The 25,560-nt window shown below is 67.5% G+C and carries 20 protein-coding genes; 10 read left to right on the top strand and 10 right to left on the bottom strand.

The window, feature by feature from the left end; translation table 11 throughout:
• Nucleotides 1-113: 113 nt before the first annotated feature.
• Together ispG and EWE75_RS19025 are read right to left on the bottom strand one after the other, a co-directional pair.
• Nucleotides 114-1,238 carry a flavodoxin-dependent (E)-4-hydroxy-3-methylbut-2-enyl-diphosphate synthase gene (gene ispG / locus EWE75_RS19020; protein ID WP_130159687.1) on the bottom strand — a complete coding sequence of 375 codons (1,125 nt, stop codon included), beginning with the start codon at nt 1,236-1,238 and terminating at the stop codon, nt 114-116.
• 79 nt (nt 1,239-1,317) lie between these two features.
• Nucleotides 1,318-2,562 carry a DUF3089 domain-containing protein gene (locus EWE75_RS19025; RefSeq protein ID WP_130159688.1) on the bottom strand — a complete coding sequence of 415 codons (1,245 nt, stop codon included), beginning with the start codon at nt 2,560-2,562 and terminating at the stop codon, nt 1,318-1,320.
• Nucleotides 2,563-2,674: 112 nt separating this feature from the next.
• Between EWE75_RS19025 and EWE75_RS19030 the strand changes: the two genes are divergently transcribed.
• From EWE75_RS19030 to EWE75_RS19040, 3 genes are all read left to right on the top strand, one after another.
• Nucleotides 2,675-3,811: an acyltransferase family protein gene (locus tag EWE75_RS19030; RefSeq protein ID WP_130159689.1), complete on the top strand. Its 1,137-nt coding sequence runs from the start codon at nt 2,675-2,677 to the stop codon at nt 3,809-3,811.
• A complete protein-coding gene (locus EWE75_RS19035) occupies nt 3,808-4,716 on the top strand; it encodes an isoaspartyl peptidase/L-asparaginase family protein (protein WP_130159690.1) in 909 nt (302 codons plus the stop codon). Before EWE75_RS19030 ends, EWE75_RS19035 begins: the two co-directional genes overlap by 4 nt.
• 209 nt (nt 4,717-4,925) lie before the next feature.
• Nucleotides 4,926-5,786, top strand: coding sequence for a S1/P1 nuclease (locus tag EWE75_RS19040; RefSeq protein WP_130159691.1), 861 nt, complete (start codon nt 4,926-4,928; stop codon nt 5,784-5,786).
• A gap of 3 nt (nt 5,787-5,789) precedes the next feature.
• On the opposite strand, the gene EWE75_RS19045 is transcribed toward EWE75_RS19040, so the two are convergent.
• The 3 genes from EWE75_RS19045 to EWE75_RS19055 are packed head-to-tail and all read right to left on the bottom strand — an operon-like array spanning nt 5,790 to nt 10,015.
• A complete protein-coding gene (locus EWE75_RS19045; RefSeq protein WP_130159692.1) occupies nt 5,790-7,004 on the bottom strand; it encodes a tetratricopeptide repeat protein in 1,215 nt (404 codons plus the stop codon).
• Entirely contained in the window at nt 7,004-9,232 is a 2,229-nt protein-coding gene (locus EWE75_RS19050; RefSeq protein ID WP_130159693.1) for a GumC family protein, read from the bottom strand. Before EWE75_RS19050 ends, EWE75_RS19045 begins: the two co-directional genes overlap by 1 nt.
• Before the next feature lie 45 nt (nt 9,233-9,277).
• Nucleotides 9,278-10,015, bottom strand: a complete 738-nt coding sequence (locus EWE75_RS19055; protein WP_165388445.1) for a polysaccharide biosynthesis/export family protein — start codon at nt 10,013-10,015, stop codon at nt 9,278-9,280.
• Nucleotides 10,016-10,252: 237 nt separating this feature from the next.
• Here EWE75_RS19055 and EWE75_RS19060 point away from each other — a divergent pair, with 237 nt between their 5' ends.
• Nucleotides 10,253-11,425: an acylneuraminate cytidylyltransferase gene (locus EWE75_RS19060; protein WP_130159695.1), complete on the top strand. Its 1,173-nt coding sequence runs from the start codon at nt 10,253-10,255 to the stop codon at nt 11,423-11,425.
• Nucleotides 11,418-12,380 carry a hypothetical protein gene (locus EWE75_RS19065; protein ID WP_130159696.1) on the top strand — a complete coding sequence of 321 codons (963 nt, stop codon included), beginning with the start codon at nt 11,418-11,420 and terminating at the stop codon, nt 12,378-12,380. Before EWE75_RS19060 ends, EWE75_RS19065 begins: the two co-directional genes overlap by 8 nt.
• On the opposite strand, the gene EWE75_RS19070 is transcribed toward EWE75_RS19065, so the two are convergent.
• The gene (locus tag EWE75_RS19070; protein WP_130159697.1) at nt 12,361-13,614 is read right to left on the bottom strand and encodes a hypothetical protein; all 1,254 of its coding nucleotides are present in this window, start codon (nt 13,612-13,614) and stop codon (nt 12,361-12,363) included. The two genes, EWE75_RS19065 and EWE75_RS19070, sit on opposite strands and share 20 nt — an antisense overlap.
• A gap of 167 nt (nt 13,615-13,781) precedes the next feature.
• On the opposite strand from EWE75_RS19070, the gene EWE75_RS19075 reads away from it, so the two are divergent.
• The 5 genes from EWE75_RS19075 to EWE75_RS19095 all read left to right on the top strand — a co-directional run bounded on the left by EWE75_RS19075 (nt 13,782) and on the right by EWE75_RS19095 (nt 19,712).
• The gene (locus tag EWE75_RS19075; RefSeq protein ID WP_130159698.1) at nt 13,782-15,215 is read left to right on the top strand and encodes an O-antigen ligase family protein; all 1,434 of its coding nucleotides are present in this window, start codon (nt 13,782-13,784) and stop codon (nt 15,213-15,215) included.
• Between the two features lie 152 nt (nt 15,216-15,367).
• Nucleotides 15,368-16,252, top strand: coding sequence for an N-acetylneuraminate synthase family protein (locus EWE75_RS19080; RefSeq protein ID WP_130159699.1), 885 nt, complete (start codon nt 15,368-15,370; stop codon nt 16,250-16,252).
• A gap of 38 nt (nt 16,253-16,290) precedes the next feature.
• Nucleotides 16,291-17,595 carry a polysaccharide pyruvyl transferase family protein gene (locus EWE75_RS19085; protein ID WP_130159700.1) on the top strand — a complete coding sequence of 435 codons (1,305 nt, stop codon included), beginning with the start codon at nt 16,291-16,293 and terminating at the stop codon, nt 17,593-17,595.
• A 59-nt stretch (nt 17,596-17,654) separates the two neighbouring features.
• On the top strand, nt 17,655-18,560 hold the full coding sequence (locus EWE75_RS19090; RefSeq protein WP_130159701.1) for a glucosamine inositolphosphorylceramide transferase family protein: 906 nt from the start codon (nt 17,655-17,657) through the stop codon (nt 18,558-18,560).
• Between the two features lie 81 nt (nt 18,561-18,641).
• On the top strand, nt 18,642-19,712 hold the full coding sequence (locus EWE75_RS19095) for a glycosyltransferase family 4 protein (protein WP_165388446.1): 1,071 nt from the start codon (nt 18,642-18,644) through the stop codon (nt 19,710-19,712).
• Here the strand turns inward: EWE75_RS19095 and EWE75_RS19100 are convergent.
• From EWE75_RS19100 to EWE75_RS19115, 4 genes are read right to left on the bottom strand one after another with little or no spacing between them, the layout of a single operon-like run.
• Complete coding sequence (locus tag EWE75_RS19100) at nt 19,687-20,682, bottom strand: glycosyltransferase family 2 protein (protein ID WP_130159703.1); 996 nt, start codon at nt 20,680-20,682, stop codon at nt 19,687-19,689. The genes EWE75_RS19095 and EWE75_RS19100 overlap by 26 nt on opposite strands.
• Nucleotides 20,679-21,968 carry a hypothetical protein gene (locus EWE75_RS19105; protein WP_130159704.1) on the bottom strand — a complete coding sequence of 430 codons (1,290 nt, stop codon included), beginning with the start codon at nt 21,966-21,968 and terminating at the stop codon, nt 20,679-20,681. Before EWE75_RS19105 ends, EWE75_RS19100 begins: the two co-directional genes overlap by 4 nt.
• 30 nt (nt 21,969-21,998) lie before the next feature.
• Nucleotides 21,999-24,131 (bottom strand): GumC family protein, encoded by a 2,133-nt coding sequence (locus tag EWE75_RS19110; RefSeq protein WP_130159705.1) that lies wholly within the window; start codon nt 24,129-24,131, stop codon nt 21,999-22,001.
• Nucleotides 24,132-24,176: 45 nt separating this feature from the next.
• Nucleotides 24,177-25,550, bottom strand: a complete 1,374-nt coding sequence (locus tag EWE75_RS19115; protein WP_130159706.1) for an outer membrane beta-barrel protein — start codon at nt 25,548-25,550, stop codon at nt 24,177-24,179.
• Nucleotides 25,551-25,560: the final 10 nt, after the last annotated feature.

Raw genomic sequence — 25,560 nt, forward strand, 5'->3', positions numbered from 1 at the left:
CGGGCCCGGCGGGGGCCCGCGCCTTATTTCCCCCCCCCGGCGCCCCCCCCCCCCCCGGCCCCGGCCTGCGCCGGGGCGACGATGGTGGGTTAACCACCATCCCCCAACAGTCCTTACTCCGCCGCCACAGCCACCGGCACACTCGCCGCCTCGATCTCGGCCGCCTTGGCCTCGACCAGCTTGACGATATGGTCGAGCATGTCGGCATCGCCGATGGTGTGGTCGGTGATGCCCGACAGATACACCATATGCTTGCCGTTACCGCCGCCGGTGAGGCCGATGTCGGTCTCGCGCGCTTCGCCGGGGCCGTTGACGACGCAGCCGAGCACCGACAGCGACAGCGGCGTGCGGATATGCTGGAGTCGCGATTCGAGCGCCTCGACGGTGCGGATCACGTCGAACCCCTGCCGCGCGCACGACGGGCACGACACCACGCGCACGCCGCGGTTGCGGATGCCGAGGCTCTTGAGGATCTCGAAGCCGACGCGCACTTCCTCTTCCGGCTCTGCCGAGAGCGAGACGCGCAACGTATCGCCGATGCCGTACCACAGCAGCGAGCCGATCCCGATCGCCGACTTGACCGTCCCGCCGACGAACCCGCCCGCCTCGGTGATGCCGAGGTGCAGCGGGCAATCCACCGCCTCGGCGAGCTGCTGGTAAGCGGCGACCGCAAGGAACAGGTCGGAGGCCTTCACCGCGACCTTATATTCGTGGAAATCATGGTCCTGGAGCAGCTTGATATGGTCGAGCGCCGATTCGACCAACGCATCCGGGCACGGCTCGCCGTATTTCTCGAGCAGATCCTTCTCCAGCGACCCGGCGTTGACGCCGATACGGATCGCGCAGCCATTGGCCTTGGCGGCGTTGACGACTTCACGCACACGGTCCGACGAGCCGATGTTGCCGGGGTTGATCCGCAGGCAGGCAGCGCCGGCATCGGCGGCTTCGAGCGCGCGCTTATAGTGGAAATGGATGTCCGCGACGATCGGCACGCGGCTGGCGCGCACGATCTGCTTCAAGGCGGCGGTGCTCTCCACGTCCGGGCAGGAGACGCGGATGATGTCGACGCCGGCTTCCTCGCAGCGGCGGATCTGGTCGACCGTCGCCTTCACGTCGCTGGTCGGCGTGTTGGTCATGGTCTGCACGGTCACCGGCGCGTCGCCGCCGACGGGAACGTTGCCGACCATGATCTGGCGGCTCTGACGACGGGTGATATCGCGCCACGGGCGGAGGGACATGGGAGAGATTCCTCGGAGGTTCGGCTGCGCATATAGCGGTTTGTGGGGAGAAGGTGAACCTCCCCCCGCACCCGCCGCGTCACCCCAGCGTAAGCTGGGGTCTTGAGGGGGCGAACGCAGCGACCGCCCCGGAGAGATGCCAGCTTATGCTGGCATGACGGCTTTGGGAGGCGCGCAACCGTATCACTGCCGCCGGCAGGGGGCGTACCTGCCGCAAAAACGCCGCAGCCCGCACCCCCGCATTCTCGCGCAGGTTCATATACGCGACGTTGTAATCGACCTTGTGATAATTCCCGACCGGAATCACCATGTCCGCGAACGGCTTCCCTGGTGGCGAGATATACAATGCGCCATCCTCGCAGCGCGCCGACACCAGCCCCGGCTCGATCGGGCGGGGCAGCGCGCCGCCGCCGTGCAGCCACGCGCCCTTGTTGAGCCGCGCCGGCGCGGTCTCGCTCCCGGTCGACCAGTCGAGCGGGTTGATGCAGACATGCGGCCCGCTCATCACCTCGACCGGAAAGCCCGATTGGCGCGCGACGAGGATTCGCTGCGCGGTCGCGTTGCGGCCCTGCGCATAGGTCGACCAGGCGACCACGCAGCCGGTATCGTCGGCGCGCGCGCACGGCCGCGTGGTGCGCAGCGCGCGGAACCAGTCGCGCTCGATCCAGGTGCCGATCAGATAGGCGGCGATCATCTGGCGCGCCGCCGGCCGCCCGTCGATCTCGCGCTCGATCAGCAACCGCCCCTGCCGCGAGCCCTGGCTGTGCCCGGCGAGAATGAATGGCCGCCCGCGATTCCACACGAGAAACTGGCGGAACGCGCGCGCCACGTCCGAATAGGCGACTTCGGTGGCGCGCACGCTGTTCTCGCTCCACCGCACATAGCCGCCGAGCGTCATCTGGCGGTAGCGCGGCGCGTAGATCGCGCAGCAGCCGTTGAACACGCTCGCCTGATCGCGGATCGAGGTGCCGGCGACGCGCGCGTTGAGATCGGCGTCGCGCGTATCGGCGTTCCACTGTTCGCCGCTGGTGAACGAGGTCGGATAGAGGAAGAACACCGCAACCTTGGCGCGGCGCTGGTCGATCGCGCGCACGCCGGTCGGCGTATCGTCAGCCGGATCGCGCATGTCGGGCAGCGACACCCATTCCGAGCGTTCGGCATAATCGGGCGCGGGCGGCGTGCGGGCCGGGTCGAACGGCGTCACGGGCGGCTGGCTGTCGTTGGAAACGCCGAACGCGCCGAAGACTTGTGGATACGCCTCTCCGCCCGCCAACAGCGCGGCCGCAGCCACGCTTATCGTCCCGATCACCCGTCTGAATCGCATGTCCGCCCCTTTGCGGTCGGCCCTAGCATGATCGGCAATCCTCCAGAAACATCATCGTGATCGGGCGGGGCCGGGGGTGGTGTTGCGGCGCGCACAGCCATAGAGAGCGACGATGGAACGGCATTATGGCATGGATTGGTTGCGGGTCGGCGCGTTCGCGCTGCTGATCCTCTACCATATCGGCATGGTGTTCGTGCCGTGGGATTTCCACGTTAAGACCGCGCACCCGATCGATTGGGTGGCGATCCCGATGATGGCGGCGAACAGTTGGCGGCTGATGCTGCTGTTCGTAATCTCGGGCTACGCCAGCCGCGCATTGCTGTCGAAAGGCGCGACTCTCGGCAGCTTCATCGCCTCGCGCAGCCGGCGCTTGCTGATCCCGCTGGTGTTCGGCGTGATCTTCGTGGTGCCGGTGCAGCCGTGGATCGAACTCGCCGTCAAATACCATTACCCGCACGATTTCGGCTGGTTCTGGCTGTACGACTATTTCCGCTTCCACCGCCTCCACGGCATCGCGCTGCCGACGTGGCAGCATCTGTGGTTTGTGGGCTATCTGTGGTGCTACACGCTCGCGCTGACGGTGCTGATCGCGCTCGGCGGATGGCTGCGCGCGCAACGCGGCTTCGACTGGCTGTTCGGAAGCGTGCTGATCGTGATCGTGCCGATCGTGTGGTTGCTCGGCGTCGACATGCTGCTGCCCGGCGCGCGCGAGACGCATGATCCGCTCCACGACGGCGTCGCGCATCTCCATTATTTCCCCGGCTTCCTGTTCGGCTTCGCGCTGGCGCGATCGGAGCGGGCGATGGCGGCGATCGGGCGGTGGTGGAAGCCGGCCGGCGTGGTCGCGCTGCTCGCCTATGGCGTGGTCGCCGCGATCGAGTGGCGCTGGCCCGGCAACACCATGCCCGCCGATCCGTGGGGCGTCACTTTCGCGACCGCGCGCGTGGTGCAGGGCTGGTGCGCGGTGATCGCGCTGGCGGGCTTTGCTGATCGCTTCTGGAACTACGATACGCCCTGGCGCCGCACGCTGACCGAGGCGGTGTTCCCCTTCTACATCGTCCACCAGACCATCATCGTGCTGGTTGAATATTGGCTGCTGCCGCTGCACGCGCCGCCGCTCCTCGAATTCGCGATACTGCTGCCCGCGACGGTGGCGGGCTGCTGGGCCTTCTATCTGGTCGGCCGCGAGATCGACTGGCTGCGCCCGCTGATCGGCCTCCGGCGGCACAATCGGGAGATACCGGCATGACATGGGCACTGGCGATCCACGGCGGCGCGGGCAGCATGACGCGCGCCAACCCCGGCCCGGCCGGCGCGCGCGATGCGCTGGCACAGGCGCTCGCCGCCGGCGAAGCGGTGCTGGTGGAGGGCGGCGCGGCGCTCGACGCGGTCGAAGCGGCGGTGCGCGTGCTGGAAGACGCGCCCGAGTTCAACGCCGGGCGCGGCGCCGCACTCAGCTATGACGGCGTCGCCGAACTCGACGCCGCGATCATGCACGGCGCGACCCGCAAGGCCGGCGCGGTCGCGGGCGTCACCGCGACGCGCCACCCGGTCAGCCTCGCGCGCGCGGTGATGGAGCAAAGCCCGCACGTCCTGCTCGGCGGCGCCGGCGCGGATGCCTTCGCGGTCGCGCACGGTCTCGAACCAGCGACACAGGACTGGCTGATCCTGCCCGAACGCCGCGCGCAACTCGAGATCATGCGCGCCAAGCCGGACGGCGCGTTCGATGTCGAGATGAAGTTCGGCACGGTCGGCGCGGTGGCGCGCGATGCGGCCGGGGGCCTCGCCGCCGCGACCTCGACCGGCGGCGTCACCGGCAAGCGCTGGGGCCGGATCGGCGATTCACCGCTGATCGGCGCCGGCACCTACGCCGACGACCGCGCCTGCGCCGTCTCCGCGACCGGATCGGGCGAGTTCTTCATCCGCACGTCTTGCGCACACGAAATCGCCGCGCGCATCCGCCTCGCCGGCGAGGACGCCGCCACAGCGACCGAAACCGTACTCGCCGAGATCACCGCGATGGGCGGCACCGGCGGCGTGATCGTGATGCCGCTGGACGGAGCGCCGTTCTGGCGGTTCTCCACCAAGGGCATGTACCGTGGCCGCGTCACCGCAGACCAGGCGGCGGAGGTCGGCGTCTTCGACGACGAGTGACGCTCCTTCGCATCGTCACCCCAGCGAAAGCTGGGGTCTCCCCGCGAGGAAGCGGTACGACCTCCCCGGAAAGACCCCAGCGTGCGCTGGGGTGACGGAGGTGGCACAACCGTTCCCCCGCGAAAGCGGGGGCCCAGAGCCACAAGCGCTGCGTTCGGGGCTCTGGACTCCCGCTTTCGCGGGAGAACGGATGTCCGTATGACGCTGACATGATTCGTACCCTCGCGTATCTCGCCGCCGCCGCGCTCGCCAGCGCCGCCGCCCCTGCCAGCGCCTATTGGGAGTTCGGCCACGAGACGATCGCGAAGATCGGCTATGCCAACGCCTCGCCCCGCGCCCGCGCCGAAGTGCGGCGGCTGCTCGCGCACAGCGATCTGCTCGGCACGCCCGAATGCAAGGCCACCACGATCGAAGGCGCGAGCACCTGGGCCGATTGCGTCAAGCCGCTCAAGGACGCCGATGGCAAATCCCGCTTCGGCTACGCCTATACCTGGCACTTCCAGGACGTGAACATCTGCGCGCCGTTCAGCCTGACCGAAGCCTGCAAGGACGGCAATTGCGTCTCCGCGCAGATCGAGCGCGACGTGAAGACGCTGCGCGACCGCCACGCGCCGCTCAAGGACCGCGTTCAGGCGCTCGTCTTCCTGATCCACTTCACCGGCGATCTCCACCAGCCGCTGCACGCCGGCGAAAAGGGTGACAAGGGCGGCAACGACGTCAAGGCGACCTACGGGCGCTACGGCCCGCCCCGGCTCAACCTCCATTCGATCTGGGACGGCTATCTCGCCGAGCGCGCGATCACGACCGGCCCGTCGCTTGTCCGGCGCTACCCCGCGCAGGTCCGCGCGGAGCTCGCCGCCGGCAGCGTGACCGACTGGAGCCGCGAAAGCTGGCAGGTCGCACGCGACCAGACCTACGCCAGCGCGCTCAATGGCGATCCGTGTGCGCCGACGCCGCCGCGCGTCACGCTCGACGATGCGACGATCGAACGGCTCGTGCCGGTCGCGCGGCTGGAGGTCGAACGCGGTGGACTCAGGCTGGCGAAGCTGTTCGACCGGGCGCTCGGCTAACGCCTATTCGACGCGGAACGTGTCGATCAGCGTCGGGCTGCCGCCCTGCGTGAAGTTCGGCACCGCCTCGATCACCAGCTTCTGGATCGGGCAGTCGGTCGCCGGCACGAAGAAGCCGAAGCCGGCGGGCGCCCAGCGCTGCCCCGCCGGCGCCGCCGCGCGGCCGAGTTCCTGATCGGTGCCGGCGCAGCGCACCACTACCGACGCGACCGACTGGGTGCCGCCGACGCTGCGCCCTTCGAACGTCACCTTATGCCCGCCGTGATCTAGCAGCATGGCCTGCTGGGCGACCGGGATCGGCCGCTTGCCGGTGCGGGAGGGCTGGACCTCAAGCGCGTGGCCGCTCTTGCCATCGACGGCATCGCCACGCGCGACGATCTGCGCGCCGCCGCGCGCACCGAACGACCAGCCGAAATCGCCGTACTGCACCATCGATTCGAAATTGGGCGAGAGCAGCGGCGGCAGCGGCGATCCGAATCCCTTCAGCCACACCGCACGCGCATTCGCGGTGCTGCCGGCGGCGATCTGCTGGCTTGCCATCGATGCCACCTCGACCGGGGCGGTATGGTCGCCGGCCTGTTTGAGCGCGGCGATCAGCGCGACGCCGTTGCCCACTTTTGATCTCGCCAACGCCCGAAAGAAATCTGCGCGCCACGGCGGCATCGTCGCCAGCTTGCGGGCCAGCGCCGGGAGTGCGCCGGCCGTGCTGGTGATTTGGACCATCACCGGCATCACGTCGGCGTCGGCGGCGGTGTGAAGGCGCAAGGCCGCATCGGCATGGTCGATTGCCGCCCCATAATCGCCGCGGCTGGCAGACAGATCGAACATCCACGTCTCGGCGAGCGGCTGGCGGCGCGTCAGCTTGGTAACGAGACCGAACAGCCCGTCGGCACGCGCGATCTCGTTGGTCGAGGTCCGCGCCAGCGCGGCGATGACGAGCGCGCGGTCGTCGAGGGGATTGCTGGCGATCGCACGCAGCGCAAAAGCGTGGGCGGCATCGAGGTCGATTTTGGCGGTGTTTTCCGCCAGATTGGCCAGTACGTCACTGTTGCGCGGATCGGCCTGCGTCGCGACCTCGGGAACCACCGATGCGTCCGCCGCGAAATCGACCGCGGTGATGCCAGCCCCGGCCAGCACCGCCACGCCGATCAGTACGCCCGCCCTCACCCGCTCGGCGCGCGTCGGAACGCGGCGGGTCCGGGTACGGACCTGCGGCATCAGGCGGCCTTGCCGTCCCCGTAGCTGTAATAATAGCTCGAATAGGCGTAGGTGTACGCATAATCGGCCGAGCGGTGATCGAACTTGGTGAGGATCACGCCGACGATCGAGCTGCGGCTCGACCGCAACCGGCGCAGTGCCGACATCACCACGCGGCGCCGGCTCTTGCGCGCCTGGATCACCAGCACCGTCTCTTCGATCGCCGCCGACAGGATCGGCACGTCGGCGAGGCCAACGATCGGCGGACCGTCGAAGATCACCATGTCATAGCGCGATTCGAGATCGGCGAGCAGCCCGCGCAGGCCCCCGCTCAACAGCCGCGCCGGGTTGGGCGAGATCGGTCCGCTCGGCAGCACGTCGAAGCCGTGGCTGTCATGGACGATCACGTCAGCGGCGCGCCGCTCACCGTTGAGCGCGTTGGCGAAGCCGTCGCCGTTGTTGAAGCCGAGCATCTTGTGAAGCGACGGTCGCCGCATGTCGGCATCGACCAGCAACACGCGCTTGCCCTGTTCGGCGAAACTCTGCGCGAGCGAGATCGCCGTCGTGGTCTTGCCCTCGTTGGGGTTCGCACTGGTGACGAGCAAGGATTTGGGCGCACCGTTCGCCCCTGCGAGCTGCAATGCGGTGCGCGCGGCGAAATACGCCTCGACGAAGCTCGACCGCGCCTTGGCGAGTTCGCCGATCGGAGTCTCGTCCTCGTCGAGCCTGGGGATCATGCCGAGCAACGGCAGGCCGAGATTGGTCTCGACATCTTCGGGCATCTTGAAGGTGTCGTCGAGGAAGTCGAGGAGGAAGGCCACGCCCAGACCGATGGCGAGACCGCCGACCAGCGCGATCAGCAGGTTGAGCCACAGGATCGGCCACGCCGGCGAACCGGGCGCGCGTGCGCGGTCGATGATCGACACGTTGTTCGAGCTACTGCCGCCCGAGACGCCGATTTCCTTGTAGCGCGAAAGCAGTGCGTCATACAGCGCGCGGTTGGTATCCACCTCGCGCTGCAGGATCATATACTGGATGCTGCGCGACTGGACGTCGAGCACCTGGCTGGTTGCCTTGGCGAGCTGGTCGTCGAGCGCCTTTTCCTTATCGAGCGCGAGCTGGTAATTGCCCTTCACGACCTGGAGCAGCTTGCCGCGCTGCGCATCCATTTGCTTCTGGATCGCGCCCATCTGCGCACGCAGCTCGACCATCGCCGGGAAGTTCGGTTTGAAGGTCTGCGCCTTCTGCTGATAGTCGCTTTGCAACGTCGACAGCTTGCCGGCCAGCTCGTTGAGCTGGGCATCGTTGGTGGATTGCGCGAGCGCGCCGGCGTTTGACGTCTGCGCGAGCTGCCAGGCGGCCTCGGCATCGACACGCTGCGCCTTCGCGGTGACGGCGGCGGTGTTGATGACGTTGAGCGACGCCGAATCGAGCGACTGCGCCTGCGCGCCGGGCTTGCCCGCGTCGGTGACGCTGATGATCTTTTCGTGCGAGGCGTAATCGACCAGATCCCGCTCGGACTTTTCGAGCTTGGCCTTGAGTTCGAGCAGCCGGCGACCGACGAAGTCCCCGGCATATTTCGACGACAGGAACTGGCGCTCGATCGAATCCTGGATGAACTCGTCGATCGCCGCGTTGGCGATCGCTGCCGCCATCTGCGGGTTGCGATCCTCATACTGGACCTGGACCAGCAGCGACGTGCCATATTGGGTCGCGGTGAGGTTCTGCATGACCTTCGCCGTCGCGGCGTCGAACGCCTGCTGCAGCGCGGCCGGGCTCGGCGTCGATTCGTTCTGGAAAACCCCGCCGAACGTTCCGCTGCCGATGAAATCGCGGTTGGTCGCGAGGTTGAGGCGGCGGACGATGCCCTGCGCGGTCACGCGGCTGGTCATCAGCGCGAATTGCGTGTTGAGGAACGCCTGGTCGTTTTCCGTGCTCTGCGCGGTGTTCGCGCCTTGCGTATCGACGACGCGCGGCGCCTCGCGCTGCACCTGGAAGGTGGCGCGGGCGATATAGACCGGCGGCGAGAACACCGTGAACAGCAGCGCGATCACCAGCGCCGCGAGCGTGATGCCGAGGATCAGCCAGCGCCGCTTGAGCACCACCGCGATGAAGTTCTGCAAGCCGTTGCTCGCGCCCGCACCGACTCCACCGATCGCCTGCCACGGCCGTGCCGCCGCGCCGCGCGCGCCGTCATCCTGCCAGACATCGCCGGGTGCCGGTTCCATCGCGGAGGTGCGTTCATTCATGAATCGTTCGCCAAATCTCGAGCCGAAGGTGAACCTGCAGGGTCATCAGAAACGGTTTGCCACGTCTGCCGCGCGGAACACGCCGAGCACCGGCACCACGCCCTTGTACAGATTCTGCAGCAGCACCTTTCCGGCGGATCGCTCGACCACGACCGTGTCGTTGCCATACAGAACCGGATCGGCCATCCGCCCATCACGGATCATCGTCACGTCGAAGACCGCTGCGTTTTTCTGGTTGTTGATCGTGCGGAAGACGGCGACGATATGCTCGTTGGCCACGTTGTCGGTGCCTTTCGCCTGCGCGATCGCCTGCAGAAGGCTGCTCTTGCCCTGTACCGGATAGACGCCCGGCTGGTTGACCGCGCCCTCGACGGTGAGCCGCTGGCCGACCGATTCGGAAACCGCCACCGTCACGTCGGGATGGTGCATGACCGACTGGCCAAGCCGCGAGGCGATCTCGGCACGAACCTCGGCCGGAGTGTGGCCGCCAGCCAGCACCTGGCCGACAAACGGCAAGGCGATCTGCCCGGCCTGATCGACCGTGACGATCTTGGTCAGTTCCGGGAATTGGTACACCGCAATGTCAAGCTTGTCCTGCGGCGCGATATAATACGCCGGGGCGATATCGCCGATCGCATTGCGTGGATCGGGTTCGGGCAAGGTCGTGACTGGCACGACCGCCGTCGCTGTGCCGTCGCGGATCGCGCTGTGCGTCGCACATCCGCTGGACAGACCGACGAGACTCAAAGCCAGCGCACCAAGCATGGCTTTATTGGTCGGCAAACACACACTGCCCGATCGCATCACCAATAGCCCCGCTTTTCAACTGACGAGGTCTAGCATCCCCGTCATGTTGCCCATGCACAAAATATCGGTAGCACTCGCCCGTCCCGATCAGCAATAGGAAACAACACGGCGAAGCATATCGTTATGGTCGAGATCGGGTAAAGCTGCCGTCGTTCACGTTCGCCTTGTCGCGGACTTCGGGCTTACGATGCGGTGTTTCCAAGGAGTTTGGCGTTGCAGACACTCGCGATCATCCCCGCGCGCGGCGGCTCCAAGGGCATTCCGCGCAAGAACGTACTGCCGCTCGGCGGCACGCCGCTGATCGCGCATACCATATATGCTGCATGTGCGGCATCGCGCGTCAGCCGCGTGGTGGTGAGCACCGACGACGACGAGATCGCGAGCGTCGCGCTACACCACGGCGCCGAGGTGGTACGCCGCCCCGCCGAACTCGCCACCGATACCGCCTCGTCGGAAGCCGCGCTGCTCCACACGCTCGACGTGTTGCGTGCGGACGAGGGCTACGAACCCGATCTGCTCGTCTTCCTGCAATGTACCTCGCCGCTCACCGCGCCCGAGGATATCGACGGCACGATCGCCGCGCTGATCGACGCGCACGCCGACAGCGCGCTCGCGGTGACGACATTTCATTATTTCCTATGGGCCGAGGACGAAGCCGGCGCGCACGGCATCAACCACGACAAGAGCGTGCGGCTGATGCGCCAGCAGCGCACGCCCGAATATCTCGAAACCGGCGCGGTCTACGTGATGAAGACCGCCGGCTTCCGCGCCGCGCGCCACCGCTTCTTCGGCAAGACCGTGCTGTTCGACACGCCGGTCGAACGCCGGCTCGAAATCGACGAGCCGGAGGATTTCCGAATCGCCGAGGAACGCATCGCGCGACTCACCGCGCGCGCGCCTGGCCTGCCCACCCGCGTCTCGGCGCTGGTGATGGATTTCGACGGCGTGCTCACCGACGATCGCGTCTTCGTCAGCGAAAGTGGCGAGGAGAGCGTGGTGTGTTCGCGCCGCGACGGCATGGGCATCGAGCGGCTGCGTGCCGCCGGTCTGCCGATGCTGGTGATCTCGAAGGAGACCAACCCGGTCGTCGCCGCGCGCTGCCGCAAGCTGCGATTGCCCTATCATCACGGCATCGAGGGCAAGCTCGCGGTGCTGCAAACCTGGCTCGCCGAGAACGCGATCGACCCGGCCGGAACGGTCTATGTCGGCAACGACGTCAACGATCTCGAATGCATGGCGGCGGTCGGTTGCGCGGTCGCGCCGCAGGACGCGCATCCGCGCGCGCTGGCGGCGGCGGCTTTGGTGCTCGACGCCGATGGCGGGCGCGGCGCGATTCGGCTGCTTGCCGATCTGCTCGAAGCCGGCGGGCATCTCGCGCGTGGCTGATCCCGCCGGCCCCGTCGCGGCGCTGCCGCGCTCGCGGCTGCACCTCCAGTTCCTGCTCGATAATGCCGCAGACCCCGATGTCGTGCTGTTCCGCGACGAAGCGATGCGCGGCCCGCTCGAACGCCATTTCGCCGGGCGCTTGCTGTATCTCGGCCGCGAGACTCTGCCGGGACGCAGTCTCGCGACGTTCACCGCCGCGCGCCGCGCCAACCGTGGCTATTATCCGGCGGTCGCGGCGCTGCTCGCGCCCTACCGATTCGCGCGCACGATCCTGTTCCTCGAAGGCGAACCGCTAGAACGCTTCCTGCAGACGCTGCCGGGCCTTGGCGCGATCGAACTGTGGGAGGATGGGCTGTCGCACTACGTCGATCTCACCTCGAACCGTTGGTACGCGGCGCGCGGGCTCGTGCAGGCGGCGGCGGGCTTCTATCCGCGCCACATCACGCGGCGGCGGATCGACCGCAGCACGGTGACGGTGCGCGACCGCTTCGAACGGCGCAACCTCGTGCTGCGTACACCCGCCGAACCCACGACCGCGCGCGACGAATTGCTGCTGATCGGCTCCCCACTGGTCGAGGATCGCATCGTCGGCGAAGCCCGCTTCCGCACCGCGCTGGCGGAAATCGCGGCGGCCAGCCCCTGCCCGGTCCGCTACCTGCCGCACCCGCGCGAGGATATCGCCCGGCTGGAGCGCAGCCTCGCCGGCACCGCGATCACGCTCGAACCCAATCCCGAAGGGCTGATCGCGCACGCCGCGCACTATCGCTACACCGCCTATGCGGCGGCGGTCTCGACCGGGCTGATCGACCTCGGCCGCTACGAGCGCAGCCTGTTCCTGCCGGGGCTGTTCGGGCTGAAGCGGATGGCGCGCGTGCTACGCGGCTGGTCGGCGAACCCGGTCGCAGTGGCGGATAACGGCATCGCGCTGAAGCACTTCATCGAGACCCGCGCGTAACGCCGGCCCGATTCGCCACCACCTCCGCGATCAGCCCAGCGCACCGCGCCGCCGCATGGCCATCGACGGTGCCGACCTCGTCGCCGACCTTGCCCCAATCAACCGTCGCCGGCACCCCGTCCGCCTGCACCAGCACGTCGGCGATCGCCTCGGCGGTGGCGGCGACCGGAATGCCGATCCCGGTCAGCCAGCGCTGCTTGTCGGCCTCGGCCGCCTCGGCGAAGGCGGTGGTGGGGACCGGCACGCACACCACCGGCCGATTCGCCAGCAACGCCTCGAGCATACCGCTCGAATAATGGCCGATCACCAGATCGACCTCGGGCAGCACCGCTTCGAGCGGTGCCGCGCCGCGATCCTCGGTTACCGCAAACCTCAACGCAGCCCGCAGCACCGCCGCATCGTCCCCCGAAGAGCGCGGGTGCGACCGAATCGTCAGCGCGAGCGGCCGCGCGGCGGCGGCAGCGTTCAGCCCCTCCGCCAGCACGCGCTGAACCCCATACGCCGCCGCCGCATCGACCTTGCCATGCGCCGCGAACGGCTGGACGAGGTACAACACCCGCAGCGGCCCGGCATCCCCCGCCCGCCCGCGCAGCGAGGCGAGCGGATCGAAGCGCGGGATACCCCCGACCACCACCGTCTCGGGCGCAAGCCCCGCCGCGATCCACCGCGCCCGGTACGAATCGGAGGCGGCGATTACGCGGTCGTGCCCGGCCATGCCGTAATCGGGCATCGGCGGCAGCACGCGCAGCAGCCGCGTCGCCAGCGGCGCCGCCAGCGCCTTGGCGCGCAACAGCCCCGATCGCGGCGCGCCATGCCCGATCGCACAGAACGGCCCCTCCTGAAGCAGCACCGTCGCCGCGCCCTGGCGCCGCGCCGCCGCCAGCATCGCCGTCTCGATGTAGATGCGGTCGTGGCAGGTGACGACCACATCGGCGTCCGCGCCGATCAGCCCGGCGGCATAGTCGATCATTCGGCGGTACACCCTTTGCCCGCCGTTCAGCACCATGTTCGCCGACCAGCTCGCCGTATAACGTTTCAGCCCGCACGCATCGGGGTGCGCGCGCAGAATCGCGCCGGGGCCGTCATAGCCGGTGATGCCGCCGGTGCGCAGATTGAACGGCTGGGTATCGACGAAGCGAATCGGCTGGTCCGGCAAGTATTGCGCCAGCGCCGCCGCCAGCGCCGCCAGTGTGCGGCCCGAAGAACCGCCCGTTCCCATCAAGATCACCGCCAACGACTGGGTCCTCGCGATTCGGGTTCAAGGTGCATCCTACCCATCGTCGTGTTCGATATTGGCACGAAGCGCCGCTGCCATTGCGTGCCGACATCCATGCGCGAGCGTCTTGAACAAAAAAAGCGAACGTGAGAAGTGGTCTCATGCCCGATCGCGAGACCCTTTGAATGGACGAGCTCCGTGAACGCGCGCGGGCGGCCGGACTGTTCGCCCCGGACTTCGTGGCTGCGCTGCTGCTGCTCGCCGCCGGCATCATCCTCGGCGGGTCGTCGCGGCCGTCGGTTGGCAATCTGCTGGTCCAGCTCGCTGCGCTCGGCATCCTGACCTGGCTCGTCATCCGCAAGCGGATCGCTTTGCCCGAAGGCGCGGCGCGAATCGCCGTCTGGCTGATGCTCGCCATCGCCGCTTTGCCCTTGCTCTATTCGGTGCCGCTGCCGCCGGCGATTTGGTCGAGCGTGCCGGGCCGCGACCTCGCGCTGCGCACCTATGCGCTCGCCGGCATCGTACCGCCGTGGCACGGCCTGGGCCTGCGGGATGGGGTCGGCGTGCTTACCGCGCTGCACCTGCTCGCGCCGATCGTGATGTTCCTGATCGCGGTGCGATTGACCACGGTACAGCGCTGGGCGTTGCTCTACGGCTTCCTCGCGGTGACGCTGATCGCGATCATGGTCGGCTTCGCGCAGGTGCCGGGCGGCGCGTCGCGCGCGCTGCATTTCTACGACATCTCCAGCATCAACGGCGCGCTCGGCTTCTTCCCCAACCGCAACCATATGGCGACGCTGATGCTGTGTACGCTGCCGCTCGCCGCCGCCGGCGCGCTGGCATGGTTCCGCGAACGCGGCGATGAGGCACGCGGGCTGGCGCTCGGCGGCGCGACCCTGTTCGGGCTGGCGATCGTCGCCTTGGTCGCGACCAGCGCGCGCGCCGGGCTGGTGCTGGCGGTGCCGGTGCTGGTCGGCTGCGCCTTGCTCGCCCGCATCATGCCGCCCAGCCGCCGCAGCACCGCAGCCGGCACCGTACCGACGCTGCTGCTATGGGGCGCGATCTGCCTCGCCCTGGTCGCGGTGGTCGGCGGGCTCGCCTATAGTTCGGTCGGCAGCAAATTGGCCACGCGCGTGCAGACCGAGGGCGTGGTCGATTCGGACCGTATCGAGTTCGCGCGGCTGACGGCGTCGGCGGTTCCGCGCTTCCTGCCGTTCGGCAGCGGCCCGGCCACCTTCCGCCCGGTCTATGCGATGGTCGAGCCGGTCGACGACATGCGGCCCTATTTCATCAACCACGCGCATGACGATTATCTCGAAATCCTGCTCGAATATGGCGTGCCCGGCGCGCTGCTGCTGCTCGCCGCGCTGGCGTGGCTGGGCTGGGCCGGCATCGCCGCGTGGTTCGACGCCGACGCGCCCGACCGGCCGATCCGCTGCGCGGCGAGCGTCGCCGTCGCCGCGATCCTGCTTCACTCGACCTTCGATTATCCGGTCCGCACGACGACGATCGCGATCCTGCTCGCCGTGTTCGCCGCGCTGATGGTGGCGAGTGGGCCATCGGTGGAAACGCGCAGCCCCAAGAGGATTAAACGCCGCACGCGTATTCGAATTGCCTGACCGGGCCGCTTTGGCTATGTAATGGGTAAGCTCGGATGCCGCGCATGGGGCGCCGATCCAGCATAACGTTTGTGGATCAGGCGCGTTTTGCTTGCGTGGAGGATGCCTCCTTCATGCCGCGCGATGGTGAGCGTCAGTCGCAGGAGTGCTTGATGAGCGTTAAAGTCATTGCGGAGGTCGGCTGCAACCACAAGGGCGAGATGTCGATCGCCAAGGAACTGATCAAGGTCGCGGCGGACTATGCCAAGGCCGACGTGGTAAAGTTCCAGAAGCGTAACAACCGTGAACTGCTGACCGAACAGCAATATAACACGCCGCACCCGAACCCGGCCAACGCCTATGGCGACACCTATGGCGCGCACCGCGAATATCTCGAATTCAACGTCGAGCAGCACCGCGAGCTGAAAGACTATTGCGAGTCGCTCGGCATAGAATATTCGACCTCGGTGTGGGACACGACCTCGGCGCGCGAAATGGCGACGCTGGCGCCCAAGTTGCTCAAGGTGCCCTCGGCGTGCAACCTCCACTTCGAGATGCTCGGCGTACTCGCCAACGATTTCGACGGTGAGATTCACCTCTCGCTCGGCATGACCACGCAGGCAGAGGAAGAACAGATCGTCGATTTCTTCGTGAAGAACGGTCGCGCGAAGGATGTCGTGCTTTACGCCTGCACCTCGGGCTATCCGGTCGCGTTCGACGATCTGTGCCTGCTCGAAATCACCCGGCTCACGGAAAAGTTCGGCGAGAGCGTCAAGTCGATCGCCTTCTCGGGCCATCATCTCGGCATCGCCGCGGACATGGCCGCGGTCGCGCTCGGCGTGTCGTGGATCGAACGGCATTTCACGCTCGACCGGACCTGGAAGGGCACCGATCACGCCGCCTCGCTCGAACCCGATGGCCTGCGCCGGCTGAGCCGCGACGCGCGCGCGGTGAGCGCCGCGCTGCGCTACAAATCGACCGAGATCCTGCCCGTCGAGCAGGTCCAGCGCGACAAGCTCAAGTGGCGGCCCAAGCCCAACGCCGTAAAGGCCGCCTGACCGCCGATGCCGAGAATGTTCAGCGCGTCGCATCCGGCATGAAGCTTCTCTACGTCGGCGACAACAGCGACCGAATCAACTGGGGGTGCCGGGCGACGAGCATCGCGCTGCGGGAGCTGCTTGCGCGCGACCATGAGGTCATCGCCGCCGCGACCGGCAAGATGATCGAAGCGCGCTATCCGGTTTCCGACAGGATCGGCGATGCGCTCTACGGCCCGCTCGCGCAAAGGCTCTACCGCAAGAAGCTCCGCAAACTCCCAGTCGTCGGCCCGGCGGTGCTTCACCTGCTCGAACGGCTCGGCGATCCGGTCGGCCTCACGCTCGATCTCGACCGCAACATCGACAATATCGATCGTGCCCGCGCCTATTCCGCGTTCGCGCGGGCGCTATTCGATGCGATCGAAGCCTGCGATGCGATCGCGGTGAACGGCGAGGGCGATCTGATCTTCACCACCCCGCCGCGCCAGAAATTGCTCTACATCCTCACCGTCTGCCGGTTGGCGCAGAGGCGCGGCAAGCCGGTCTATTATCTCAACGCGATGCTGTCGGAATGCCCGATCGACGGCATTCACCAGCCAACCGTCGATGTCGCGGCGCGCATCCTCGCCGACAGCGCCGCCGTCGTGGTCCGCGAAACGGCATCCTATGCGTTCGTTCAAGCGCACATGCCGGCGGTGCGCGCGACGATGTTGCCGGACGCGCTGTTCACCTGGCGCTATCATTTCACCCATTCGGACCGCCCGGCGCGCCCCGCGATCGAACGGCTGCTCCCCTTTTTCGAACATACCGGCCATGCGCCGCCCAAGGTCGCGGCCGGGCCGTATGTCGCGATCAGCGGGAGTTCGCTGGCGGCGCGCGATCCGGCGCGCGCGCGATCGACCTACACGAACCTGGTGCGCAAGCTGAAGGCGGTCGGCGTCCCGCTGCTGCTGATCCCGACCTGCGGCGGCGACCGGTTCCTCATCGACGTCGCCGCCGATACCGGCGTCGAGTTGCTCCCGCTGGAAACGCCGATCCTGGCCGGTGCCGCGATCCTCGCCAATGCGCGGGTGTTCGTCTCGGGGCGCTGGCACCCCTCGATCATGGCCGCGCTGGGTGGAACGCCGTGCGTGTTCCTCGGTTCGAACTCGCACAAGACGCTGAGCATCCAGACGTTGCTCGAATATCCCGACCCGCGCGAATTCAACGCCTTCCCCTCGAACGACGACACCGAGATCATCGTGCGGCAGACGATCGGCTTGCTTGCCGAAGGCGATACGCGGCGCGCGCAAATCCTCGACGTCTCGAAACGCCTCGCCGCCGATGCGGCGAAATGTCTGGACCTGTTGGAAACGCACGCTTGACGGAGGCCGCCCCGCGCCACAGCTTCGCCGGCCAGACGCGCTAGCCGCAGGAGACGATCGTGCGCCTCTCCAAGGACATCTGGCACCCGCTGATCGTACCGCTGCCGCTGGCGGAGATCATCGCGCGCGGCACGCTCGACGGGCTGCCGCTGCACTGGGCGCCGGGTCTCGAAAGCCTCCGCTTCCAGGCCGATCCGTTCGGCTATTGGCGCGGCGGGCTGCTGTACGTGTTCGTCGAGACGTTCGACTATCGCCACCCGGTCGGCACGATCGACGTTTTGGTGTTCGACGCAGAATATCGCTTCGTCGGGCAGCGCCCGGTGCTGCGCGAACCGTGGCACCTCTCCTATCCCGTAGTGTTCGATGCCGAGGGCGAGACCTGGCTGATGCCCGAGGCGAATCAGTCGGGCCGGCTAACGCTCTACCGCGCGGTCACTTTCCCTGATCGCTGGGAGGCCGCGCTGACCATCACCGTGGATCCCGCGCCGGTCGATGCGACGCCGCTATGGCACAACGGCCGCTGGTGGCTGTTCTACACCTCGACCGCCCACGGACAGGACGGCATGAGCGCCCTCAACATCGCCTTCGCCGACCGGCTCGCCGGGCCGTGGACGCCGCATCCCGGCAATCCGGTCCGCACCGGCCGGTCGAGCTCCCGTCCCGGCGGCACCCCGATCGTCACCGCCGACGGGCGTATCCTGCTGCCGGTGCAGGAGTGTTCGCGCACCTACGGCGGCGCGATCACCTTACTGGAGATCGAAACCCTCGACGAGACCCGCTTCGCGGCCCGCCCCGGCACGCGCTTCACCGCCCCCGCCGACGCCGCGCCCTTCGGCGCCGGGCTGCACACGCTCTCGGGCGCAGGACCGGCGACGCTGATCGACGTCAAGCGCATGACCGTCTCCGCCGAGGGGCTGATGCTACGCCCCAGGCGCGACCTCAACCGGCTGCTCGGCCGCGCTTGAGCAACCCTGGAGAACCCCCTATTGGACGGGCATGGTCCAACGCGCTGCGTCCCCGGTTTCGTACATCGTGACCCGACGCCCGTGACGCCCGCCAAACGCCTGTGCATCGTCGGCGGCTCGACCCGAGACCCCGGCGGCGTCGAAATCTTTTGCGCACGCGCGCTCGAGGCGGTGCGGACGCATTGGCCAGAATGCGATGTCCTCTGGTTGCAAGCTCACAGCGGCCATCTGACGCCCACCCGCCTGCCGCGCTTCCTCGGCGCCTTGCGCGCGTTCCGCCACGCCAACCGCGTGCCGATCGATGTGCTGTGGCTCAACGCCGCCAATCTGCCCGATCTGCTGTTCGTCCTGCTCGCCAAGGCGCTCGGCATCCGCGTGCTGGTGACGCTGCATCTCGGCGCCAACAGCCGCTTGCAACGCATCGCCGCGCTACGCTGGCTGTGCCGCACGCTGGCCGCGCGCGCCGACCGGATCGCCCTGCTGTTCGACGGCCAGGACGCCGAGATCGACCTGCCCGCGCATGTACCCCGGTCGACGATCCGCACCTTCCTGCCGCCGGAGAGCTTCGTTCCGCCCGGCGCGCCACCCGCCGAACCCGCGCTGCGGCTGATCCACGCCGGCCGGCTCTCCGAAGGCAAAGGCAGTCTCGCGATCGTCGATCTCTGCGCCGCGCTGGACCGCGCCGGGGTGCCTTTCACCGCGCGCATCATCGGGCGCGGCGACGAAGCGTTGATGCAGGAACTCTACACGCGCATCGAAGCGAACGGTCTCAAGCCCCACATCGCCCTGTCCGACTGGCTCGATGGCCCCGCGCTGATCGCGGCGCTCGGCGAGGCGGACATCCTCGTCCACCTCTCGCGGCTCGACAGTTTCCCGCTGATCGTGCTGGAAGCGATGGCCGCCGGCACGCTCCCGATCGCGATCGATATGGCCGGCGTCCGCGCAATGACGGCGGCCTATGACGGCCATCTCGTCGATCCAGACGCGGCGGTCGTCGGTGCGGAAGCGTGGCTCGAAGCGACTAGCCTCGCCGATCTGCGTCGGCGCGGCACCGCGATGGGCGCGCGTGTTCGCGAGGACTATAGCTGGGCAGCCTGCGTCGCGACGCTCGCCGCCGCGATCGAGGCTATGCAGCCGGCGGCAACCGCGTGAACGCGACCGAGGCGAGCGGACGCGTCGGCGGCACACGCCGCCGGAACAGCCCGCCGATCAGCCCGATCGCCAGCGCATTCCACATCGCGAACGAATAGAGACCGAGCGCAAGCGACCCGCGCCGCCACCCAAGCCACGCAACTGGCACGACCACCAGCGCCGCCGCGATCACCGGCGCGCACCACAGCGCCAGCACCAGCGCCAGCCACCACGCCGCGATCACCACCGCCTTGCGGAGATGCCCGAGCCGCCGCACCACCAAACCGAAATGCGGCTTGCCGAAGCTCGCCCGCAGCACCTCGCCTGCGCCGCCCATTTGGCCCGAGGTGAGCCGGTACAGCAGCAGCCGATACCCGTTGCCCGAATGGCCGCGATGCTCGACCGCAGGCACGTCGATCCGCACCAGCGTCCAGCCGCGACTGGTCAGCCGCGCGGCGAGATCAAACTCCTCGAACGAATGCAAATTGCGATCGGAGAAATAGCCGACCTCGCGAATCGCGCGCATCCGGTAGACGCCGCCGCCGTCGAGCCGGTCGACCGGCCCGGCGCGGCGATGCGCCTCGCGCGCCATCGCGGCGGCGCGGATCTGGAACTCCTCGGCTTCGAGATTGCGCTCGATCACCTGCCCGCCCACCCCGGCGACCTCGGGGTGCGCGTCGAGAAAAGCGAGGCTCGCATCGATGAAGCCGGGCACCAGCGCCATGTCACCGTCGATCAGGCAGAAATAGTCGGCGTCGAGATGCTGGAACGCAAGCTGCGCGCCGGCACCACACGATCGTTCAGCGCGATTGGCAAGCTGCACGACCTCGACCGGCAATTTGCGCGCAATCTCGACAGTGGCGTCGCTCGAGCCGCTGTCGGCGAGCAGCACCGTGCCGCCATAGGGCGCGACCGCCGCCAGCGCGCTGCGCAACGCCGCCTCGATCTTGGCCGCCTCGTTGAGCGCCTTGATGCCGATCGCGATTCTCATGATGCCGCTGATAGCGCGGCGGCGGCGGCGCGCCCATACCAGAGCCGCGCGGCGCGCAGGATCAGCGCCGCGCACACCGCATCGCCAAGCGCCACGCCGAGGATCGACCACAGCGGCGGCGCGACCAGCAGCAGCGCCGCCACCGCCGCGACCGAGACGAACGCCGACCACAGGCTCGCCAGCGCGAGCGGACGGAACGCGCCGCCGGCCTGAAGCAAGGTGCCGTCAGGAATCCGCACCACCCGGAACAAAGCGGTCGTCATCCATAACGCCGCGCCAATCGCGAGCATGTGCTGGGAATAGTGCGGTGGATAGATCAGCCGTGGATCGAACCACAATAACATTGCGGTGGCGACGGCGGTCCCCAGCCAGCTTAGCAGCAGGATCGCTAGGAACAGCCGCACCGCGCGGCGCGCCTCGCCGAGATCGTCCGCGCCGATCGCCCGCGCGATCCGCGCGCGCTCGAACTCGGTCAGCGCGTTGAAGATAACCGTGATCGGGCGGATCAGGATCGCCGCCGCCGCAAGCGGCGCGAACGCGCCCGCGCCGAGGAAGCCGGTGACGAGATAAGCGTGCGCGTTGACGGTCGCCTCGGACGTCACCACGCCGAGCAGCGACCAGCGGCCATGCGCGCGCCACACATTGCGATAGTTGGCGAGATGGGCCACGCTAAACGCAGCGATCTGTTCGGCGAGGACGGCGGGGCCGAAGGCGAGCAACCCCGCCACCGTCGCGACGAGGAACACCGCATAAGCGCCGCCGGTGCCGCGCACGACGCCACCGAACAGCAGCGCCGTGCCGACCAGCAGCACGATGCTGTAGAGCAGGTCCGATCCGCTCACGCGGCGTTGCTGCGCGCGCGCATAGCCAAGCGCGCGCGCGAACCCGCGCAGCAGCGCGAGCGCGGCGAAGGCGGCGAACAGCGCGACTGCGCTCCACGTTTCGCCGACACCGCGCGCGATCAGCGCGAACGGCACGATCGCGATCAGCACGCCGAACAGATTGGCGGAGAGCATGGTTCGCGCCGGATCGAGCGTATCGTCGCCGCGCGGAGCGCTGAGCACCAGCGGCAGCGGCGCCCAAAACAAGGCCGACCAGATCGCCGAACCGAGCTGCGCCGCGATCAGCAGAAACGAAAAGCGCCCAAACCCAGCCGGATCGACCTGACGCAACAGCACCAGCGACAGCAGGAATTGCGCACCGGCCGAGCCGATCGGCCCGGCCAGCGCCAATCCGTAGCGCAGCAGATCCCCGGTGAGCGCCGGGCGGCGGTCAGCGCGTGCCACGCCGTTCAAGCCACCCGGCGCGCGAGCGCGTCACGCGCTCCGGTAATATTCGGCGTATTTGCGCGAGTAATAATAAAGGCCGCCGACCGATTCGGCGCCCTGGCCGACCATCGAATAGACCATACCGATCGGGTTGCTGCCATCGGTACGCAGCCAGTTGACCGCCGAGGACGCGGCCGAGGCGGGGGTTTCGTCCCACTTCACCACCATGATCGTCGCGTCCGCCAGCACCGCGAGGAAGCGGCCGTCGGCGAGGCCCATCAACGGCGGCAGATCGAGCACGATCTGGTCGTAGCGGCCGCGCAGCGTATTCAGCAGGTTTTCCATCGCGCCGCCGCCGAACAGATCCTCCGAGCTGAAATAGCGCGACACGACGAGCAACTGGTCGAGCCCCGGCACGTCGCCCGGCGTGATCGCCTCGTCGAGCGGCGCGTCGCCGTGGATGACCTCGACCAGACCGATGCGCGGCGGCGCGGTCTTGACCATGCGCTGCATGACCGCGCGGCGCACGTCGCACTCGATCAGCAGCGTCTTGGCGTTGGCGATCGCGAGCGTGCGCGCGAACGCGAGCGCGGTGGTGCTCTTGCCCTCGCTCGGCAGCGCCGAGGTGAATGCGATCACCTTGGGCGCGGCCTGCCCGCGCACGCCCAGCACCGCAGCGCGGACGATACGCAGCGATTCCGAGAAGAACGAGGTAGGCTCGGTGATGAGCAGATCGGCCGGATTGATGCCCTTGGCGACCTTGGGGATCGCCGCGAGCATCGTCAGGCCGAGCGTCCGGTCGGCATCTTCCGCCGAGCGCAAGGTGCCCGACATCAGTTCCTGCACCGCGATCGTGGCACCGCCGGCGATCAGGCCGAGCACCAAAGCGGCGACGTAGAAGAGCGGCTTGTTCGGGCTGGTCGGCCGCGACGGCGCCTGCGCAACCTCGACGATCTGCGCCTGCGCCAGAGACACGCGCGCCGCCTGCATGCTGTCCAGCGCCATCTGCGACATACGATCGTACAGCGCACGCTTGGCGGTCGCCTCGCGCTCGAGGCCATCGGCGATCACCGCGTTGCGGGTATCGCCCGCACGCCGGGTTTCAAGCTGCCCCATCGACTCGCGCAGGCTAGCGACGCGCGCTTGCGTGGAAGCAGCGGTCGCGGTCAGCGCGGAGATTACGCGCCGCGTCTCATTCTGAATTTGTACATCGACTGCGGCAAGCTGGTCGCGCACACGCAGCGTCTCGGGATGCTTCTCACCATAACGGACCTGAATCTCGCCGAGGTTGCGCACGATATCGGCGCGCTGGCTGCGCAACGCCTGCACCGTGGCCGAATTAAGCACGACGCCGACCGAATCACGGCTGCCATGCGCCATCTGCGTGCGCGCGGCATCGAGATCGGACCGCGCTGCCGCCGCATCGGCCTGCGCCTGCGCGAGCGAGCCGGCAAGCGGAGTGATCTGCTGGTCGACAATCGTACTGCCGTTGGAGCCGCCGCCGTCGCTTTCGACGATCCCGGCCTTGGCGCGGTAATCGGCGACTTGCGCGTCGGCATTGCGGGCGTCGTCGGCAAGCTCCTTCAGCCGACGCTCAAACCATTGCGACTGGCGCTCGGCAGTCCCAGCTTTGTTGCCGGTCTTGGCGTCGATATAGCCTTGCGCGAAGGCGTTGGCCAACCTGGCCGATTTGACCGGATCAGCCGAAGTGAAGCTGATGTCGAGGATGTAGGTCAGCTTTTCACGGGAAACATTCAGCTTCTTGAGGAGGGCCGCTGCAAGGACGCTCTCGCGATCGGACGCGGAGGCGAGGCCGGGTCCGCCCCCCTGCAAGGCTTTAGCGAATTCAGGATCGCGCTCGAGATGGAATTGCCGCACGATCGCACGCGCGATCGTCGGCGACTGAACCGAAGCAACTTCGGTATCGATCGCCTCCGGCGTCAATTCGGCCTTCCCATCCGCCGATTTGGTGGCGAGCGGGTTGAGCGACGGATCGATTCGCACCTTGGCCGTCGACGTGTAGGAGACCGGCAGGAACTGTACTGCGACGATCCCCAGCACCGCCACCGCCGCGAACACGACGAGCAGCAGCAGCCACCGACGCATGACGGTGTCGCGGACCATCTGGATGATATCCGCAAGCTGGGCTTCGGACTCTCCGGCTTCCTGTCTGACTTCCATAAGCGTCCTGTTATCCTGCTAGAAGCGTTCTGTCCCGGGAAAGTATTAGATCCGGAACGTCAACCCCACCTCGCCCCGTACTTCATCGTAACCGTTACCCAATATGCCCGTTGTCGCACTGCGATTGCTGTAATTGAGCGAGGCGTCCACCACGACCTTACGCGACGACAGATACCGTGCGCCGGCCCCGAATCGGTACGCATTCGCATCCTGTCCGGTGCGAACATAGCTCTGTCGAGAATATTCACCGGTCGCGTTCACCAGAATGCCGCGCCAGACCTCCCGATCGACTCGCGTGCTGACGCGGTTATCCCAATACGCGCCGTTCGTGCCCAGACTGGTGATCTCGATCGAACGACGTACGCCTAATGTGACGGTCGTCAGTCGCGAGGGAAAAAGTTCGAGCCTGCCCTCAAGTGATAAGCCGCCAACCGGCTTGTAGAGCGCAGCCTCGAAAGTCTGACGAGTATAGCCGACACCGAACGCCCCGCGTACCTTGCCAGGTAAATCGAAGTTGATACCGCCGAGTGCGCGGAAGCCATCCGAATCGAGGTTGGGCACACCGGGGCTGAACTCGGTCTTGAAGGCCTGGTTGGCGAAGGAACCCTGCATAAAGAAGGCTAGGCCAGGCGACTGGGCGTATTCGAACTGACCAGTCACACGCGCGACGTTACGGTCGCGGTTTGACTGATCGCGCGTTTCACCGTCCAGCAACGGCAGCGGACGGAAGCGAAACGATGCATAATCCGCCGCCAATGTCGTGCGGGTTCGCCCGACCTGATTGACGCCGCGCACACTCAAGAAGTCGCGACGATACCGGGAAATCGCCGCGACCGTCGGCGTGACTTCTCCCGAAAACTGGCTTTCGTTCGCTTGCGTCGAAATCTCTTCGACTGTGACAGAACTGAACCGCCCGAGATCCACCCGCCCACGCACATCGCTTTGCCACGTCGCCTCGTTGCGACGCGATTCGCCGACATATTCGCGGAACGTACCCGTGCCCGAAACCATCAGTTCATGACGGTTCCACCGCGAAACCAACGTCGCGCTCGGCGTCGTCGAGATGAAGGCGGAGGCGGTCGGTTCGGCGGTGTAATAGGTGTTGCTGGTGGCTCCGCCGCCGGACTGGATCGACGGCAGCAGGTTGAACGATCCGATGCGAATCCCGACCGGATCGAACGCCCGGCGCGGCAATTCCACCACGCTCTGGTTGCGGCCGCGGTTGAATCCGGGCGGTATCACTGGCGGCAACAGCAGCGAATCGCCGACCTGCGCGCGCGCCGGCACGATCGCACACGCCGGCACGACCGCGCACAACAGGAGGCGCCACCCCCGATTCACCGATTTGGCGGACAGAGTCATGATGCGCCGGATGCCCCCGCACCGCAGCACGACAGGACGCGCGCCGAAGCGCCACACGCCTGACCGG

The organism is Sphingomonas populi (assembly GCF_004208535.1).
Taxonomy (GTDB): Bacteria; Pseudomonadota; Alphaproteobacteria; order Sphingomonadales; family Sphingomonadaceae; genus Sphingomonas; species Sphingomonas populi.

Excerpts from the sequence above, each read along its gene's own strand:
- EWE75_RS19080 (WP_130159699.1), top strand. The coding sequence starts at position 15,368 with ATGAGCGTTAAAGTCATTGCGGAGGTCGGCTGCAACCACAAGGGCGAG.
- ispG (WP_130159687.1), bottom strand. The coding sequence starts at position 1,238 with ATGTCCCTCCGCCCGTGGCGCGATATCACCCGTCGTCAGAGCCGCCAG.
- EWE75_RS19030 (WP_130159689.1), top strand. The coding sequence starts at position 2,675 with ATGGAACGGCATTATGGCATGGATTGGTTGCGGGTCGGCGCGTTCGCG.
- EWE75_RS19025 (WP_130159688.1), bottom strand. The coding sequence starts at position 2,562 with ATGCGATTCAGACGGGTGATCGGGACGATAAGCGTGGCTGCGGCCGCG.
- EWE75_RS19100 (WP_130159703.1), bottom strand. The coding sequence starts at position 20,682 with ATGAGAATCGCGATCGGCATCAAGGCGCTCAACGAGGCGGCCAAGATC.
- EWE75_RS19040 (WP_130159691.1), top strand. The coding sequence starts at position 4,926 with ATGATTCGTACCCTCGCGTATCTCGCCGCCGCCGCGCTCGCCAGCGCC.
- EWE75_RS19085 (WP_130159700.1), top strand. The coding sequence starts at position 16,291 with ATGAAGCTTCTCTACGTCGGCGACAACAGCGACCGAATCAACTGGGGG.
- EWE75_RS19075 (WP_130159698.1), top strand. The coding sequence starts at position 13,782 with ATGGACGAGCTCCGTGAACGCGCGCGGGCGGCCGGACTGTTCGCCCCG.
- EWE75_RS19045 (WP_130159692.1), bottom strand. The coding sequence starts at position 7,004 with ATGCCGCAGGTCCGTACCCGGACCCGCCGCGTTCCGACGCGCGCCGAG.
- EWE75_RS19035 (WP_130159690.1), top strand. The coding sequence starts at position 3,808 with ATGACATGGGCACTGGCGATCCACGGCGGCGCGGGCAGCATGACGCGC.
- EWE75_RS19110 (WP_130159705.1), bottom strand. The coding sequence starts at position 24,131 with ATGGAAGTCAGACAGGAAGCCGGAGAGTCCGAAGCCCAGCTTGCGGAT.
- EWE75_RS19050 (WP_130159693.1), bottom strand. The coding sequence starts at position 9,232 with ATGAATGAACGCACCTCCGCGATGGAACCGGCACCCGGCGATGTCTGG.